General features: G+C 63.4%; 14 protein-coding genes, 1 tRNA gene and 1 pseudogene. 10 read left to right on the top strand and 6 right to left on the bottom strand.

The window, feature by feature from the left end; translation table 11 throughout:
- The coding region (locus tag G486_RS0121025) for a transposase (RefSeq protein WP_211233785.1) at positions 1–283 on the bottom strand (283 nt) is incomplete at its 3' end.
- Between the two features lie 70 nt (positions 284–353).
- Between G486_RS0121025 and G486_RS23045 the strand changes: the two are divergent.
- From G486_RS23045 to G486_RS0121010, 3 genes and pseudogenes are all read left to right on the top strand, one after another.
- A pseudogene (locus tag G486_RS23045) lies at positions 354–692 on the top strand (integrase core domain-containing protein); the annotation flags it as partial.
- Between the two features lie 854 nt (positions 693–1,546).
- A complete protein-coding gene (gene creD, locus G486_RS0121015; protein WP_027017296.1) occupies positions 1,547–2,941 on the top strand; it encodes a cell envelope integrity protein CreD in 1,395 nt (464 codons plus the stop codon).
- Positions 2,938–3,147: a hypothetical protein gene (locus G486_RS0121010; protein ID WP_027017295.1), complete on the top strand. Its 210-nt coding sequence runs from the start codon at positions 2,938–2,940 to the stop codon at positions 3,145–3,147. Before creD ends, G486_RS0121010 begins: the two co-directional genes overlap by 4 nt.
- 48 nt (positions 3,148–3,195) lie before the next feature.
- Here the strand turns inward: G486_RS0121010 and mutY are convergent, their stop codons facing one another.
- The 3 genes from mutY to mutM form a co-directional block, all read right to left on the bottom strand.
- The gene (gene mutY / locus G486_RS0121005; protein ID WP_027017294.1) at positions 3,196–4,254 is read right to left on the bottom strand and encodes an A/G-specific adenine glycosylase; all 1,059 of its coding nucleotides are present in this window, start codon (positions 4,252–4,254) and stop codon (positions 3,196–3,198) included.
- Positions 4,255–4,258: 4 nt separating this feature from the next.
- Entirely contained in the window at positions 4,259–6,238 is a 1,980-nt protein-coding gene (locus tag G486_RS23040; protein ID WP_051303720.1) for a dynamin family protein, read from the bottom strand.
- A 138-nt stretch (positions 6,239–6,376) separates the two neighbouring features.
- Positions 6,377–7,201 carry a bifunctional DNA-formamidopyrimidine glycosylase/DNA-(apurinic or apyrimidinic site) lyase gene (mutM, locus tag G486_RS0120995; protein ID WP_027017293.1) on the bottom strand — a complete coding sequence of 275 codons (825 nt, stop codon included), beginning with the start codon at positions 7,199–7,201 and terminating at the stop codon, positions 6,377–6,379.
- A gap of 66 nt (positions 7,202–7,267) precedes the next feature.
- Between mutM and G486_RS0120990 the strand changes: the two genes are divergently transcribed.
- The 7 genes from G486_RS0120990 to pth all read left to right on the top strand — a co-directional run bounded on the left by G486_RS0120990 (position 7,268) and on the right by pth (position 13,336).
- The gene (locus G486_RS0120990; RefSeq protein ID WP_027017292.1) at positions 7,268–9,064 is read left to right on the top strand and encodes a tetratricopeptide repeat protein; all 1,797 of its coding nucleotides are present in this window, start codon (positions 7,268–7,270) and stop codon (positions 9,062–9,064) included.
- The gene (locus G486_RS0120985; RefSeq protein ID WP_407059814.1) at positions 9,061–9,612 is read left to right on the top strand and encodes a lipoprotein insertase outer membrane protein LolB; all 552 of its coding nucleotides are present in this window, start codon (positions 9,061–9,063) and stop codon (positions 9,610–9,612) included. Before G486_RS0120990 ends, G486_RS0120985 begins: the two co-directional genes overlap by 4 nt.
- Before the next feature lie 111 nt (positions 9,613–9,723).
- A complete protein-coding gene (gene ispE / locus G486_RS0120980; protein WP_027017290.1) occupies positions 9,724–10,578 on the top strand; it encodes a 4-(cytidine 5'-diphospho)-2-C-methyl-D-erythritol kinase in 855 nt (284 codons plus the stop codon).
- 38 nt (positions 10,579–10,616) lie between these two features.
- A tRNA-Gln gene (locus tag G486_RS0120975) sits at positions 10,617–10,693 on the top strand.
- A 131-nt stretch (positions 10,694–10,824) separates the two neighbouring features.
- A complete protein-coding gene (locus tag G486_RS0120970) occupies positions 10,825–11,784 on the top strand; it encodes a ribose-phosphate pyrophosphokinase (RefSeq protein WP_027017289.1) in 960 nt (319 codons plus the stop codon).
- A gap of 168 nt (positions 11,785–11,952) precedes the next feature.
- Positions 11,953–12,582 (top strand): 50S ribosomal protein L25/general stress protein Ctc, encoded by a 630-nt coding sequence (locus G486_RS0120965; protein ID WP_027017288.1) that lies wholly within the window; start codon positions 11,953–11,955, stop codon positions 12,580–12,582.
- A gap of 121 nt (positions 12,583–12,703) precedes the next feature.
- Complete coding sequence (pth, locus tag G486_RS0120960) at positions 12,704–13,336, top strand: aminoacyl-tRNA hydrolase (protein ID WP_027017287.1); 633 nt, start codon at positions 12,704–12,706, stop codon at positions 13,334–13,336.
- Positions 13,337–13,384: 48 nt separating this feature from the next.
- Here the strand turns inward: pth and G486_RS0120955 are convergent, their stop codons facing one another.
- Both G486_RS0120955 and purH read right to left on the bottom strand, forming a co-directional pair.
- The gene (locus G486_RS0120955) at positions 13,385–13,822 is read right to left on the bottom strand and encodes a c-type cytochrome (protein WP_027017286.1); all 438 of its coding nucleotides are present in this window, start codon (positions 13,820–13,822) and stop codon (positions 13,385–13,387) included.
- A 300-nt stretch (positions 13,823–14,122) separates the two neighbouring features.
- A complete protein-coding gene (gene purH / locus G486_RS0120950) occupies positions 14,123–15,721 on the bottom strand; it encodes a bifunctional phosphoribosylaminoimidazolecarboxamide formyltransferase/IMP cyclohydrolase (protein WP_027017285.1) in 1,599 nt (532 codons plus the stop codon).
- Positions 15,722–15,779: the final 58 nt, after the last annotated feature.

The following is a 15,779-nucleotide window of genomic DNA, read 5'->3' as shown; positions in this document are numbered from 1 at the left end:
TGCCGTGGCGATCGCGTGGCACCTCGATGGACAGTTCGCCGAACTCGCCCTTCAGAGTCTTCTTGCTCGTGCCGTTGCGGGTGTTGCCGCTGGCGTTGGCCACGGCGTCATGGCGCTCGTGACCCAGGTGCTCGGTCAGCTCTGCTTGCAGAGCCTTCTCCACCAGCAGTTTGGTCAGTTGCTTGAGTAAGCCGTTCTCGCCAATCAGGTCTTCAGGCTTCTTGTAATCGGCCAGCAGGCTGGTCAACAGTTCTTGCGGTACTTCGTGCTTCTTGGTTGTCATTGTGTTTGCGGACAAGCAGGCTATCGCCTGCGATGGATTGTCCGTTTACACAAAATTCTGTACACCCTCGGCCATGAAGATGGCGCTGCGCACACGCCAGACGCACCAGCGCCTGATCCACCACTCGGACAGAGGTATCCAGTATTGCTCCACCTACTACCAGGCCTTGCATCAGCGCCATGGCGTCACTTGCTCGATGACCGATGGCTACGACTGCTATCAGAACGCTCTGGCCGAGCGGGTCAATGGCATCCTCAAGACGGAGCTCCTGCTGCACCGCCCTGCCGATCTTAGCCAAGCCAGGCGCATGGTCGAGCAGTCCGTGCATATCTACAACCACGAGCGATTGCATTCTTCGCTCAAAATGCAAACGCCCGATGCAGTGCACCGGGCGTCATTGGCCGGTTAGCTCCCGGCTTTGCTCTACCATCCTGGTGTCAACCTAATTTAGGACGGGTCAGCGAGTGTGCCTATCGAACCTGTGTCTTGGTGCCGCCACAGGGCTATCCCTGAAAGCCGAACCTCCCCAAACCATAGGCGCAGTTATGCCATGACAGCCACAGCCACCGTGCAAGGCCGCGCCATTTGACTGAAGCGATTGAGCAGCCCGGCACGCCACCTGAAGTGGCACGACTTGGCGTGCAAACGTGCGAGTAGTCACCGTCGGAACCAAAGTCAAGGCCGCGAAGGTGCATCACCTTCCGGCCTTTTTCTTTTTCCCCTTTGTAGACCTGGCGGCCTCAATTCTGAAGGGTGTTGTACTTCAGATTTGAGGCCGCCGTGCCGCAATCCACAGGGGACATTTGGGGCATAAATTTCAAAAATGGGGGCACATTCAAATCCGCTCCCATGCAAGGCAGCACCTGCCCCTGCACTTCTCAGAACGTGTTTACGATCTCTACGCTACCGCGTTGGAACGCAATCGGGATGAGTTCGAGTCGATGGGCCGCAGCTTGCACCGGGGTGCAAGCAAGCCACAGCGCGAAGAAATCGCCCGATTTCGCTCCAACCCTTGCTGCCCGCGAACGCAATGCACACCATGGCCTCGGAGAAGGCCTGCGGCGAGCCAGTTGCTGTGGCGTAGTGTCCGGAGTCCGGCCTCAAACCTAGCGCCATGCAGCCAGGGCCTTGCTGGAAATGAGCGCGCAATGGCTCTGGGGACCTTACCTTCGCCCATGGGCTTCACATCGGCTTCACAGACTTCATCCGTCCCACACAGGCGCTGCCGAGACTGCCGGTTTGATCAATCGCCGGAAACACGAAATGAAGAACCGATTGCTGACCAAGCTTGGGGCCCTGTTTGTCATGCTGGCTCTGCTGATGCTCGGCCTGAGCCTGATTCAGGACGTGGTGCAGGACCGCATACGCAACCGTGATCATGCGGTGCAGGGCGTAGTCTCCAGTCTTGCAGGCCAACAGACTTTGATGGGCCCGATGCTGGTGCAAAACTGTACCCGGCACACCAGCGTGCAAAACGGCACAAAGACCGAGCTCACCACCGAAAAATTCCAGCGCATGCTGCTGCCCGACGAGCTGCGCCACGAAGCCTCTGCCAGCATGCAGGAGCTTGCCCGCAGCCTGCACAAGGTCAACAGCTATGTCCTCAAGGACCGCATCCACGCCAGCTTTGCCAATGCCAGTGAATACCTGGAGCCAGCCACGGGCAGCAAGGCCGGCTCCGTCACCAGCGTGAGTTGCGAGCCCTTGAAGATTGTCCTGGCCCTGAGTGATTCCCGGGGCGTGCGCAGCGCACGCATTCTTGCAGACCAGACGCCGCTCAACGCTGCCCCGGGCACCGGGCTGGAGCGCTACTCCCAGGGCATTCACGCCCTGCTTCCCATGGATTTGCTTACCCAAGGCAAGCCTCTGGAGTTGTCCGTGGAGCTGGAGCTTGTGGGCACGCAACGCCTGGCCTTTGTACCGCTTGGCAGCCAGAGCCAGGTCAACCTTTCGGCCGACTGGCCCCATCCATCCTTCGGCGGCAGCTTTCTGCCGACACGCCGCGAGATTGGCGAACAAGGCTTTAGCGCCAGCTGGAATCTCTCAGCCCTGGCCTCCTCGGCCCAGCAGGCGTTTCGCGAACAGGCCCGGCTTTGCCACACCAGCCACGATCAGGAGGCCTACCATGACAGCACCAACCAGGACTGTCTGGAGACGCTGAGCACGGATTTCGTGGATCCCGTAAATCCCTATTCGCTGAGCGACCGCGCGACCAAATACGGCCTGCTTTTCGTGGTCCTGACCTTTGTGGCCGTGGCCATGTTCGAGGTGCTCAAGAAGCTGCGCGTGCACCCGGTGCAATACCTGTTCGTAGGCTCGGCCTTGTGCAGTTTTTTCCTGCTGCTGATCAGTCTGTCCGAGCACCTGGGCTTTGCCAGCGCCTATGCCATGGCGGCCGTGGCGTGCGTGACGCTGCTTGGCTACTACGCCAGCCATATCCTGGGCAGCATGCGGCGCGGCCTGCCTTTTGCCGCAGGCATTGGCGCACTCTACGCACTGCTTTATGTACTGCTGCAACTGGAGCAGACCGCCCTGGTCGTGGGTGCCATCGCCCTGTTCCTGGTTCTGGCCCTGCTCATGATCTGCACACGCCACGTCGACTGGTATGCATTTGGCAATACCCACGATCCAGCCAAGACCGGGACTGCACAGCCATGAACACCGATCAGCAACAGCAACGCAGGCACTGCGAGCAGGCCTGGGAGCAGGCCGCTCAACTGCGCGACCGCCAGACCTTGCGCGACCTGCGCCTGCAAATCATAGAAGCCACCAACCGGGCCAGGCGGGACCCGGTGACCAAGGACCAGTGGCAGGCCTGGATGCTGCTGCGCTGCGGCCTGTTGCTTGCACAGCGCAGATGCTGAGACTCATTGCGCCTTGCTGCAGCCAATGCCCTGCCAGCTCTGGGCCCATTAGGACGCGAGCTCTTCGTCAAGCAGACGGCGCACAGGTGCGGGCAGCCCCATGCCGGCCCAGTCGGCCGCTGCGGCCCAGCGCCCGTCTTCAGCAACCCGGGCCACGGCAGCCGCGCGCACGGGGATGAGCACGGGGTGCAGGTGCAAGTCCTTGTGGGTGAGCACATGCAGAAAGGCCGGCAAATCCCTGGGAGCACCGGCTGAAGGCCATTGCAGGGCCACGGCCTGCTCCAGAGCCTCACGGCTGTCAAAAACCCTGGGGCTGAACAGGCCTGCCCAGATGCCCTGCTGAGGCCTGCGCTCCAGCCATACACGCCGCTCTTCATCCACGGCGATCAGCAGCCACCAGGCCTCGGAGCTTCGTTTGAGCTTGCGCGTGCGCACGGGGTAGGCCTCGGGATTGCCAGCCCGGCCGGCCCGGCACAGCGCATGCAAGGGGCAGACCAGGCAGCTTGGCTTGCGCGGCAGGCAGATGGTCGCGCCCAGGTCCATCAAGCCCTGGGTGTAGCGCGGCATGGCCTGTTCGAGGTTCTCGCGAGGGCACAGCGCATTGGCCTTGCCCCAAAGCTCGCGCTCATTTTTGGCCTGGGCCAGATCGGCATCGAACCCCAGAACACGCGTAAGCACACGCCGCACATTCGCGTCCAGAATGGCCACACGCTCGGAAAAGCAAAAGGCCGCGATCGCAGCCGCCGTGGAGCGCCCTATGCCGGGCAGAGTGGCCAGATCCTCGGCACTGCGCGGAAACATGCCTCCCCACTGCTCGACCACCATTTGCGCACAGCGGTGCAGATTGCGCGCACGGCTGTAATAGCCAAGGCCGCTCCACAAGGCCAGCACGGACTCCTGAGAGGCTGCAGCAAGACTGGCCACGTCGGGGAAGGCCTGCAAGAAGCGCTCGTAATAGCCAAGCACCGTGGTGACCTGGGTTTGCTGCAGCATGATTTCCGAGAGCCAGACCCGGTAGGGATCACGCGTGCCCTGCCAGGGAAGATGATTGCGCCCGTGGGCGGCCTGCCACTGCACGACGGCCGTGGCGATGGATGCATCATTCAAGGTATCAAACCACCATCAAAAAGGGTTGCCGGGCCGTGTCCTGGACTGGCGCCGACGGTGCCAGCAGCAGGGCTGCGGCTTTTCTGAGCTGCATGTGCGTGGCCGTGAGCTGGGCATCGGCGGCTTCGATCTCGGCAATGCGCTCCACCAGGCCAGAGGCCGCGCCCTGTATGCGGTCCATGGCCTCGATGCGCCTCGCAAAGCTGCGCTTGCGCTCCTTCAACTGGGCATCGAGCTGTGCCGTGGCGGCCTTGCTCCACAGGTCCACATCGTTGGCAGCAGACTCGAACACGGTACGCAGGCGCATCGCCAGGGCCTTGATCAGCCGCTGGGAATAGGCTTCGCTGCTGAGCTTGAGCGCATGGCCCAGGCCCAGGTATTGGGTGTAGCCGGCCTCGATGCGCTGCAGGTCTGCGGCCAGCTCGGGCAGCTCCAGGTTGGCGGGCGGCTGCAGCGAAAAACCGAACTCGGCATTGAGCTCCGCAAAGCTCGCACCCAGCATTTGCTGTATCTCTGCCGCCTGGGCCTGGGCCTTGGCGGCCAGGTTGCGCAGGCGTTCAAAGGTTTCCGCATAGACCTTGCGTGCCCCCAGCTTGAGCCCGCGCTGCTCCAGAGCATCGCGCAACTCGGCCAGCTCCAGCTTGATGGAGCCCGAGCCCAGCAGGCGGAACAGCTCGCGCAGCATGCGCATATAGACCGTGCGCACGGCCTGGATCTTGGCGGCGCTGCTGTCGAACTCCTGCTGCTCGGCCTCGACACGCCGGCGCATGCTCGCAATCACGCTAGCATTCTTGCCGCGCAGGCTGCGCAGCTCGGCCATCTGGTCGTCGAGGTCGCGCCTGCGGATGTTGAGCACGCGCTGCACCTCCAGCTCCATCTGCCGCACATTGGCCGCCACCGCGGCCTGCAGCACCTGCTGGCGCTGGCCCATGATGTCGTGGGCCAGCAGTTCTTCGAATACCGGCAGGCCGCTGGCCTGGAGCAGCTGGCCGTCGCTGCCGATCTTGGCCACCAGACCTTTTTGCGCGGAGACCGGCACCACGCGCTCCACGGGCATGCTGAGCATGCGCGCCGATTCCTCGCGCTGGCGCAGCAACTGGGCCTGCACTTCCTGGCCCGAGCTCAGGCTGTCCCACAGCGTATCGATCTTGTTGAGCACCACCAGGCGCGAATCCGACAGGGACTGGCGCCCCGGCCAGGCCTCCGGCGGCAGCACATGGTCACGCCAGATCACCAGGTCGGACTGGGTCACGCCCGTATCCGCGGCCAGCACGAACACCACGGCATGCGCCTGGGGTATGAGGTTGACCGTGAGCTCGGGCTCGGCGCCCACGGCATTCAGGCCTGGCGTGTCCAGGATCACCAGGCCCTGCTTGAGCAAGGGATGGGGCATGTTGATCAGCGCATGGCGCCACCTGGGCACCTCGACCATGCCCTTGTCATCGACCAGGGCGCTGCCTGCCGCGCCGTGCTGGCCAAAGCCCCAGGCTTCGGCCTGAGCCTGGGTTACTTTCTGGACCTCGGTGACCTTGGCCAGGGTATCGGCGATCTGCTGGGCGTTGTCCACGTCGATGGGGAACTGCTGCCAGGCATCGGCGCGCGCGCGCCACTGGCCCAGGCTGTCGGCCGATTCACGTGTCTCTATGGGCAGCAGGCGCAGGCCGGCCTGCAGTTCGCCATCCCAGCCGAGCTCGGTGGGGCACATGGTGGTGCGCCCGGCGCTGGCCGGCATGAGGCGGCGGCCGTAATGGGCGAAGAAGATGGCATTGATGAGCTCGGACTTGCCACGCGAGAACTCGGCCACGAAGGCCACCATGACCTTGTCGCCGCGCACCTGGGCCTCAAGCCTTTGCAGCCTTTCCTGCACGGCTGCATCCAGCAGGTCCTGGGACAGCAGCCATTCGCGCAGGCCATGCAATTGCTGTGCAAACCCCCGGCGCCACGCACCATGGCGGTCGAATTGCTCGTTGAACGATGCCTGCATCATGACTCCCCGCCCTATGGCCAATGCCTGTTGTTCACAAAGCATAGCATCGCAGGCTGCTCTCTTATGGATTGATAAAGGCCGCCATCCTACCCTCGCACGGCCTTGCCAATTCCGTCAAAAGCTTGATCCAGATCCCTACTTCTGACAGCGCGGGCAGTAATAGGTGCTGCGCTGTCCCTGGCGCAGCAGTTGTATGGGACCAGCACAGCGCTGGCAGGCCTGCCCCTGGCGGCCGTAGACCTGGGTTTCGAGCTGGAAGTGCCCGGGCATGCCGTCGGGCGCGGAAAAGTCGCGCAGCGTGGTGCCGCCCTTCGCAACCGCCTGGGCCAGCACGCTGCGAATCGCCTCGTGGAGCGCGCGCATCTTGCGCGGACCGATCTCGCGCGCACTCTGGGTAGGCGCGATGCGCGCGATGAACAGGACCTCGCACGCATAGATATTGCCCACGCCCACAACCACCTTGCCGCCCAGCAGCAACTGCTTGATGGGCATGCGGCTGAGCAGCAGCTGGCTCTTGAAGGCCTCGAAGCCAAAACCCGGCTCCAGCGGCTCCATGCCCAACCGGCCTAGTAGCTTGCGTGCCAGGGGATCGGCTTCGCCGGACACATACACGGCAGCGCCGAAGCGCCGCGGATCATGCAGCCGCAGCAAGCCTTGCGAAGTCTGAAGATCGAAATGGTCATGCGCTCCAGCCGGCCCGAGCTCGGCTTCGCCACCAGGCGCAAAGCGCAGGCTGCCCGACATGCCCAGGTGCAGCAAAAGCAGGCCTTCGCTCAAGTCGAGCAACAGATATTTGCCCCGGCGCCGCACACCCAGCACATCCCGCCCCACCAGCCTCTGGGGATCCAGGCCCAGAGGCCAGCGCAGGGGCTTGCCCATTCTCAGACTCTGGATGTGGGCGCCCGCAATGGGTTCGGCAAAGGCGCGGCGTGTGACTTCGACTTCTGGCAGTTCAGGCATGGGACAGGAGGGTGATTCTTGAAGGAGCAAAACTCAAGCGCAATGGGCTTCGATTATTATGATTCGATGCCTCATCTCCTACGCCTTACAGGCCTGGCCGCCGCCCTGGCCCTGGGCTTTTCTTTTGCGGGCTCTGCCGCAGCCAAGCCCAGGACGCCCCCCAGTGCACCGGATGCCGCACAGGTGCAGGCGCAACCCCACGACAGCGATGCGCTTTCGCCAGAAGACCAGCGTGCCGCTCTCAATGCCGAGCTGTTCTACGAGATTCTGGTCGGCGAGATTGCGGCCAGCGAAGGCGCCTTGCTTGACGCCCAGGCCATGCTGATGGAGGCCGCGCGCACCAGCAACAGCGAGCAGCTCTACCGCCGCGCGACCGAGCTGGCCTTGCAGTCGCGCTCCGGCGACCGGGCCTTGATCAACGCCAGGGCCTGGCTCGAAGCCTATCCCGAGTCGCGCGATGCCAACCGGTTCGTGCTGCAGATTCTCGTCGCCCTGAACCGCATAGGCGACTCCGGCGCCTATCTCAAGCGCGAGATCGCGCTCACGCCCGCACCCTCCAAGCCCGCGGCCTTTCTGGCCATTACCCAGCTCTACAACAATGCCGGGGACAAGGCCCTGGCGGCCGACGTGGTCGAGTCGGCCATGGAGCCCGAGCTCGCCAAGCCCGAGACTGGCGCCATGGCCTGGGCCACCATAGGCCACATGCGCCTCAATGCCGACCAGAGGCAGGCGGCCGTGCTGGCCCTGGAGAAGGCCCAGGCGCTCGAGCCCGACACGGGCGCAGGCGCCCTGCTGGCCATGGAACTGCTTGAAGCCGGCCTGCCCGAAGCCGAGCCCGTGGTCCAGCGCTATCTGGCCAAGACGCCCAGCGCCCAGATGCGCATGGCCTATGCACGCGCCCTGCTGGAGCAGCAGCGCCTGAAAGAGGCTCGTGGCCTGCTGGACACCATCACCCAGGAAACCCCCGACTACCCCGAGGCCTGGGCCCTGCAGGCCAGCCTGCAACTGCGCGCGGGCGAGCTCGAGGCCGCGCGCAAATCCGTGGACAGGTTTGGCGCCCTGATCCCGCAGCTTCCCCCCGGCGTGGCGCGCAGCGCAGCCCAGTCCCAGCACTATCTGCTACAGGCCCAACTGGCCGAGCAGCAAGGCCAGTACGCCAAGGCCGACGAGCTGCTGAGCCAGATTGCAGATGCCTCCAATGCACTGAGCGTGCAGGCCCGGCGCGCCGCCCTGCTGCTGCGCCAGAACAAGCCCGACCAGGCCCTGGCCCTGATCGATGCCGTGCCCGCCAACGGCCCCAGCCAGCAGCGCCTCAAGCAACTGACCAAGGTGCAACTGCTGCGTGATGCCGGCCGCGTCGAACAGGCCTATGCACTGCAGCTGCAAATGCTGCAACAGGCTCCCAAAGACCCCGAACTCGCCTACGACGCCGCCCTGCTGGCCGAGCGCCTGGGCCGGCACCAGGAGATGGAGAAGCTGCTGCGCGGCATCATTGCGCGCCAGCCCGACTTCCAGCATGCGTACAACGCCCTGGGCTACTCCTTCGCTGAGCGCGGCATCCACCTCGACGAAGCCGAGCAGCTCGTGGTCAAGGCATTGGAGATGGCCCCCGGCGATCCCTTCATCACCGACAGCCTGGGCTGGGTCAAATTCCGCCAGGGCGATCTCGATGCAGCACGCGAGCTGCTGGAGAAAGCCTATGCCAAGCGCCCCGATGCCGAGATAGCCGCCCACCTGGGCGAGGTGCTGTGGGCCCAGGGCCAGAAAGACGGCGCGCGCAAGATCTGGCGCCAGGCCCAGGCGGCAAGCCCCGACAACCAATCCCTGCGCGACACCCTCAAGCGCCTGGGAGTGTCGCCATGATGGCCGCCAGCCCCCTGCCTCTGCGGCGCAGACTGTGCACGGCACTGATGGGTGCCGCCCTGCTGGGCCTGGCCGGCTGCAGCCAGCTGCCGCGCCAGTTGCCCGGCGACACGGCCCAGGCCCTGGCCGGCCACTGGTCGGGCCGCATGGCCTTGCAGGTGCAGGACACGCAGTCCTATGGCGCCGATCAGAACCAGTCCTTCAGCGCGGCCTTCGAGCTCCAGGGCACGCCGCACAACGGTGAGCTGCTGCTGCTCACCCCGCTGGGCTCGGTGCTCGCGCGGCTGAGCTGGACGCCGGACCAGGCCAGCCTGGAGCAAGGCGGCAACAGCAAAAGCTCGGACTCGCTGCAATCCCTGGTGCTAGAACTCACAGGCACCGAGCTGCCCATTCCAGCCCTGTTCGACTGGCTGCACGGCCAGCCCACCTCCGTGCCCGGCTGGGAGACCGATCTCTCGCGCATGGAGCAGGGTCGCCTGCTGGCCCAGCGCCTGGACCCCGCCCCCTCGGCCACGCTGCGCATCGTGCTGGACCAAGCACAAAAGTGAGCTGCTAGCGCTCTTGTCATAACGGTTTCAGATAGAAACGCATCTGAAACCCATGTACAGCAAGCGCAAGCCGCTCCTCTTTTAAAGAATCACCTTCTCTCATGATCCGCCATGCACGCGCTGTATGACATGCCGGCTCCGGCCAAGCTCAACCTGTTCCTGCACATCACGGGCCGCAGGCCCGATGGCTACCACCTGCTGGAATCGGTCTTCATGCTCATAGACTGGCATGACCTCCTGCACTTCGAGCTGCGCAGCGACGGCGGCATCAGCCGCGAAGACCTCTCGGGCCTGCAACTGCCCGAAGACGACTTGTGCACACGCGCAGCCCGCGCGCTACAGCAAGCCACGGGCTGCAGCCTGGGCGCGCACATCGGCATGGACAAGCGCATCCCTGCCCAGGCCGGCATGGGCGGCGGCTCCTCGGATGCGGCAACCACGCTCATGGCCCTGAACCGGCTCTGGGGGCTGAACCTCTCTCGCCGTCAGCTGCAGCACATAGGTCTGGGCCTGGGCGCCGACGTGCCGTTTTTTTTGTGCGGAACTTCGGCTTGGGTGGCTGGAATTGGTGACATAATCACGCCACTCGAAAACGCGGACGCGCTTGAAATCAGGCAGTTCGTTGTAGTCAAGCCTGATGCGGGGCTGGAGACGAAAAAGATTTTTTCAGATCCAAACCTTCAACGCAATTCAGAGCATGCTACAATTTCGGTCTTTGCTGCAGAGCACTTTGACTTTGGTCGAAACGACTTGCAGCCAGTCGCTGAAAGCTTGCAGCCTGAAGTGAAGAAAGCCAGAAAATGGCTTGAATCGCAAAAAATGCATGCTAGAATGACGGGCTCAGGAAGTGCAGTGTTTGCACCAATGAAAGCGGATCTTGAATTGATGGAAGCCCCAGGCTCCTGGCAAGTCAAGGTTTGCAGGAATCTCGCAAGCCATCCTCTGATGAGCTGGGTTGCAGATTAAAGGTTCTGGGCTTGTTGCTTACGGCAGCGGGCCTGTGTAGGGGAGTCGCCAAGTTGGTCAAGGCACCGGATTTTGATTCCGGCATGCGAGGGTTCGAGTCCTTCCTCCCCTGCCAAACATCTTTAGGATCTACGCAAACAAAAATGCGAACACGGCTTACGCCATAGAGCTGTCGGCCTGCTTCAACTGGATTTGCGAAGATCGTGATCTTCAAGCGTCTAGAACACCCATCATCTGGGGCGCTCAATGCATTCACATCATCCCGATATCATGGTCTTCACCGGCAATGCCAACCCTGGCATGGCCGCTGAAATCGTTCAGCACCTGGGCACCACACTGGGTGTTGCCGACGTGGGCCGTTTCTCCGATGGCGAGGTCGCCGTCGAGATCAAGCAGAACGTACGCACGCGCGATGTCTTCGTCGTGCAATCGACCTGCGCCCCCACCAATGACCATTTGATGGAATTGCTGGTCATGGTCGACGCCCTGAAGCGCGCATCGGCCGAGCGCATCTGCGCCGTGATCCCCTACTTCGGCTATGCCCGCCAGGACCGCCGCCCGCGCTCCACGCGCGTGCCCATCACGGCCAAGGTCGTGGCCAACATGCTGCAGGCCGTGGGCGTGGAGCGGGTGCTGACCATGGACTTGCACGCCGACCAGATCCAGGGCTTTTTCGACATCCCCGTGGACAACATCTATGCCACGCCGGTTCTGCTGGGCGATCTGCGCCAGAAGAACTATGAGGACCTGATCGTGGTCTCGCCCGACGTGGGCGGCGTGGTGCGCGCACGTGCCCTGGCCAAGCAGCTGGGCTGCGACCTGGCCATCATCGACAAGCGCCGCCCCAAGGCCAATGTCTCGGAAGTCATGCATGTGATCGGCGACATCGACGGCCGCAACTGCGTGATCATGGACGACATGATCGATACCGCCGGCACCCTGGTGAAAGCCGCCGAGGTACTCAAGCAGCGCGGCGCCAAAAGCGTCTACGCCTACTGCACCCACCCGATCTTCTCGGGCCCGGCCATCGAGCGCATCGCCAATGGCGGCGCCCTGGACGAGGTCGTGGTCACGAACACCATTCCGCTCAGCCCCGCAGCCAAGGCCTGTGGCAAGATCCGCCAGCTCTCCGTGGCACCGCTGTTTGCCGAAACCATTCAGCGCATCTCCACGGGTGATTCGGTGCTGAGCCTGTTCTCGGAATAAAATCGCGCTCTTTCACGGAACGTGAGTTTCAGGCAAACCTCCTTCGGGAGGTTTGTGCGTTGCAGAAAATCCTTTTCGGCAACCAAGGCAAGAGCGGCCTGCATGTGTGTGCCGCTCTTTTTTCAAACGGATGGGACTGGTCGCGGTCCGTCCAAACAGGAGTTAGTTATGCAATTCGTCGCTTTTGAGCGCGCCAAGCAAGGTACGGGTGCGAGCCGCCGTCTGCGCAATTCGGGCAAGGCCCCCGGCATCGTCTACGGCGGCACCGCCGAAGCCCAACTGATCGAGATCGATCACAACGCCCTGTGGCACGCCCTGCAAAAGGAAGTGTTCCACTCCAGCGTTCTGGAAATGGAAGTCAACGGCCAGACCTCCAAGGTCGTGCTGCGCGATGTGCAATACCACCCCTTCAAGCGCCAGGTCCTGCACGTGGACTTCCAGCGCGTGGATGACAAGACCCGCGTCCACCTCAAGGTGCCTCTGCACTTCGAAGGCATGGCCGAGTCGCAGGCCGTCAAGGTCGAGAACTGCACCGTGACCCCGCTGATCCACGAACTCGACGTGATCTGCATGCCCGCCAACCTGCCCGAATTCATCGCCGTCGACCTCAGCGGCCTGAATTCCAAGTCGGCCCTGGGCCTGCAAAGCATCAAGCTGCCTCACGGCGTCAAGGCTGTGGTGCGCGGCGCCAACAAGAACCCCGCTCTGGTGTCGATCAAGCTGCCCGAAGTGGCTCCCGATGCCGCAGCTGCAGCAGCTCCCGCTCCTGCGGCTCCCGCCAAGAAGGGCAAGAAGTAATTTCTGCGCCCCGGCGACGGACTGGCTCCGTCGCCTGCCACCCAAGGCCCACCTTGCGTGGGCCTTTTGCATGGCCAGCGCCCACCCAGCCCCCTGCTGCACACAAGCATAATCACGGCCCATGATCAAACTGTTTGTCGGCCTGGGCAACCCAGGGCCCGAATATGAAGACACACGCCACAACGCAGGCTTTTGGTGGATAGATGCGCTGGCACGCGAGCTCAAGGTCCAGCTCATGCCCGAGCGCAGCTACTTCGGCCTCATGGCGCGCACCAGCATCAGGGGCGAGACCCTGTGGCTGCTTGAACCTCAGACCTTCATGAATCTCTCGGGCAAGTCCGTGGCTTCGCTGGCGCGCTTTTTCAAGATCCAGCCCCAGGAGATTCTGGTCGTCCACGACGAGCTCGACTTCGCAGCCGGCCAGGTCAAGCTCAAGCGCGGCGGCAGCCATGGCGGCCACAACGGCCTGCGGGACATCCATGCCCAGCTGGGCTCGGATGATTACTGGCGCCTGCGCGTCGGCATAGGCCATCCGGGCCACAAGGCCGAGGTCGCGAACTGGGTGCTCAAGAAACCCGCGCCCGATCAGCGCCAGCTCATCGAAGACAGCATTGCGCATTCGCTCAAGGCCTGGCCTGAGCTGCAATCAGGCGCCATGGACAAGGCCACGCTGCTCATACACACCACCAAGCCGCCACGCCCCAAACCACCCAAACCGGCGGCAGCTGCACAAGACAGCCCGCCACAGCTCTAAGAGCGTGTTCACGCTCTTAGCATTGCCGCCGTGGCGCTGCAGCGCTGCTCAGCTGGAAGACTGAGCGGGCGCGCGCTGCGCCAGTATCCAGGCCGCCATCTGCCTGGCCTGTTCCTGACTGAGCTGGGGATGGCGCGGCATGATGGTCCGCCCCCATTCACCCACGCTGCCTTCTCGAATCCTGCGCTCCAGGTAGTCGATCGCATCGCTGCGCTCTCCATAGCGCTGCGAGATCTGCTGAAAGGACGGCCCCACATAGTTGCGTGAAAGCCCATGGCAACGCATGCAATCGCTGGCCTCGACCTGGGTCTTGCCGGCCAGCAGCACCGGGTCCGTGGGCAGGGCCGCCACAGACGCAGGCCGCATGATGCGCCAACCGATATTCGCCACACCCAGCGCCGCCGCCGCCATGAAGGCCGCAATCACCCAGGCGATCCAGCGCGGCCGGGGCGGATAGTTTTCTTCGTCGTCTCTGAAATCCGTCATTGCTTTTTGATCGCTTCGATCCTTGCTCGCGCTATGGCGCCCAGACAGCGCTTCATGCATTGTTGCTGGCCCTTGCCGTACACAAGTACTGTCTGGGCGTTGTGGCGAAGGTTCAAAAGCCCAATGGACTTCTTGCACCCGCTCCGGCCAGCCTAGAGGCCCTCAGTAATACAGACATGTCGCATGCGAAGACCCCATTCGCCAAAGACACCGAGCAAGGGCCGCCCCGCAGCGCTGGTGTCGTCCCCCTCCGGCGAAAGCCAGAGAGGGGGAAGCGGCGCAGCCGCTCAGGGGGAGCTTTTAGTGTCTGAAATGGCGCACGCCCGTGAACACCATGGCCACGCCACGCTCGTTGGCGGCGTCGATGACCTCCTGGTCACGCATGGAGCCGCCAGGCTGGGCCACGCAGGTGGCACCGGCGTCCACCACCACGTCCAGACCGTCGCGGAAGGGGAAGAAGGCGTCCGACGCCACCACGGTGTGCTGCAGCGACAGCTTGGCGGCTTCGGCCTTGATGGAGGCGATGCGGGCCGAGTCCAGGCGGGACATCTGGCCTGCACCCACGCCCATGGTCATGCCGTTCTTGCAGAACACGATGGCGTTGGACTTGACGTACTTGGCCACCTTCCAGGCAAACAGCAGGTCTTGCAGCTCGGCAGGCGTGGGTTGCTTGACGGTGACCACCTTCAGGTCGGCCAGGGCCAGCTCGTGGTTGTCGGCAGTCTGCAGCAGCAGTCCCGAGCCCACGCGCTTGGATTCCATGGCGTTGCGGCCATGGTCCCAATCGCTCTTGCCACCTTGGGGCAAAGCGATCTTCATCAGACGCACATTGACCTTGGGCTTGAAGATTTCCAGCGCTTCGGCAGTGAAGTCAGGGGCCATCAACACTTCGACGAATTGCTTGACCACGGCTTCGGCCGCGGCCTTGTCCACGGTGCGGTTGAAGGCAATGATGCCGCCAAAGGCGCTGGTAGGGTCGGTCTGGAAGGCCTTGGCATAGGCTTCGTGCGCGTCCTTGCCCACGGCCACGCCGCAGGGGTTGGCGTGCTTGACGATGACGCAGGCGGCCTCGTCAAAGCTCTTCACGCATTCCCAGGCTGCGTCGGCATCGGCGATGTTGTTGTACGAGAGCTCCTTGCCCTGCAGTTGCTGGCCGGTGACCAGGGAGCCGGGAGCGGGGTAGAGGTCGCGGTACAGCGCAGCCTGCTGGTGGCTGTTTTCACCGTAGCGCAGGTCTTGCACCTTGATGAAGTGGCCGTTGCTCTGGGCGGGGAACAGGCTGCGCTCGGGCACGTATTCCTCGCTCAGCTTTTCGTCTTCAAATTTGACCGAAGACAGGTAGTCGCTGATGGCGCCGTCGTACTGGGCGATGCGGTTGAAGGCAGCCACGGACAGCGCAAAGCGCAGCTTGTCGGAGAGCTTGCCGGCAGCCTTGAGCTCGGCCATCACGGCCTCGTACTGGTCGGCGGCGGTGATCACGCCCACGTCCTTCCAGTTCTTGGCAGCCGAGCGCACCATGGCAGGGCCGCCGATGTCGATGTTCTCGATGGCATCGGCCAGCGTGCAGCCGGCCTTGGCCACGGTGGCTTCAAACGGGTAGAGATTCACCACCAGCAGGTCGATGGTGTCTATGCCATGTTCCTGCAGAGCCGCCATGTGCGCGGGCAGGTCGCGGCGGGCCAGCAGGCCGCCATGCACCTTGGGGTGCAGGGTCTTGACGCGGCCGTCGAGCATTTCGGGGAACTGGGTGACTTCGGCCACCTCGGTCACGGGCAGGCCGGCCCCGGCCAGCAGCTTGGCCGTGCCCCCTGTGGACAGCAGCTTGATGCCCAGGGCATGCAGGCCTTGGGCAAATTCGACAATACCGGTCTTGTCGGAGACGGATAACAGGGCGTTCATGGCGTCAGTCAATGCAGGTTTTGAAAAATGGGCTGCAAGCCCGTGAGCCAAGGCTTGC

It is taken from the genome of Comamonas composti DSM 21721, from assembly GCF_000429845.1.
Classification (GTDB): Bacteria; Pseudomonadota; Gammaproteobacteria; order Burkholderiales; family Burkholderiaceae_C; genus Comamonas; species Comamonas composti.
The sequence above is the reverse complement of the archived record's forward strand: the minus strand, read 5'-3'. Positions and strand labels throughout refer to the sequence as shown.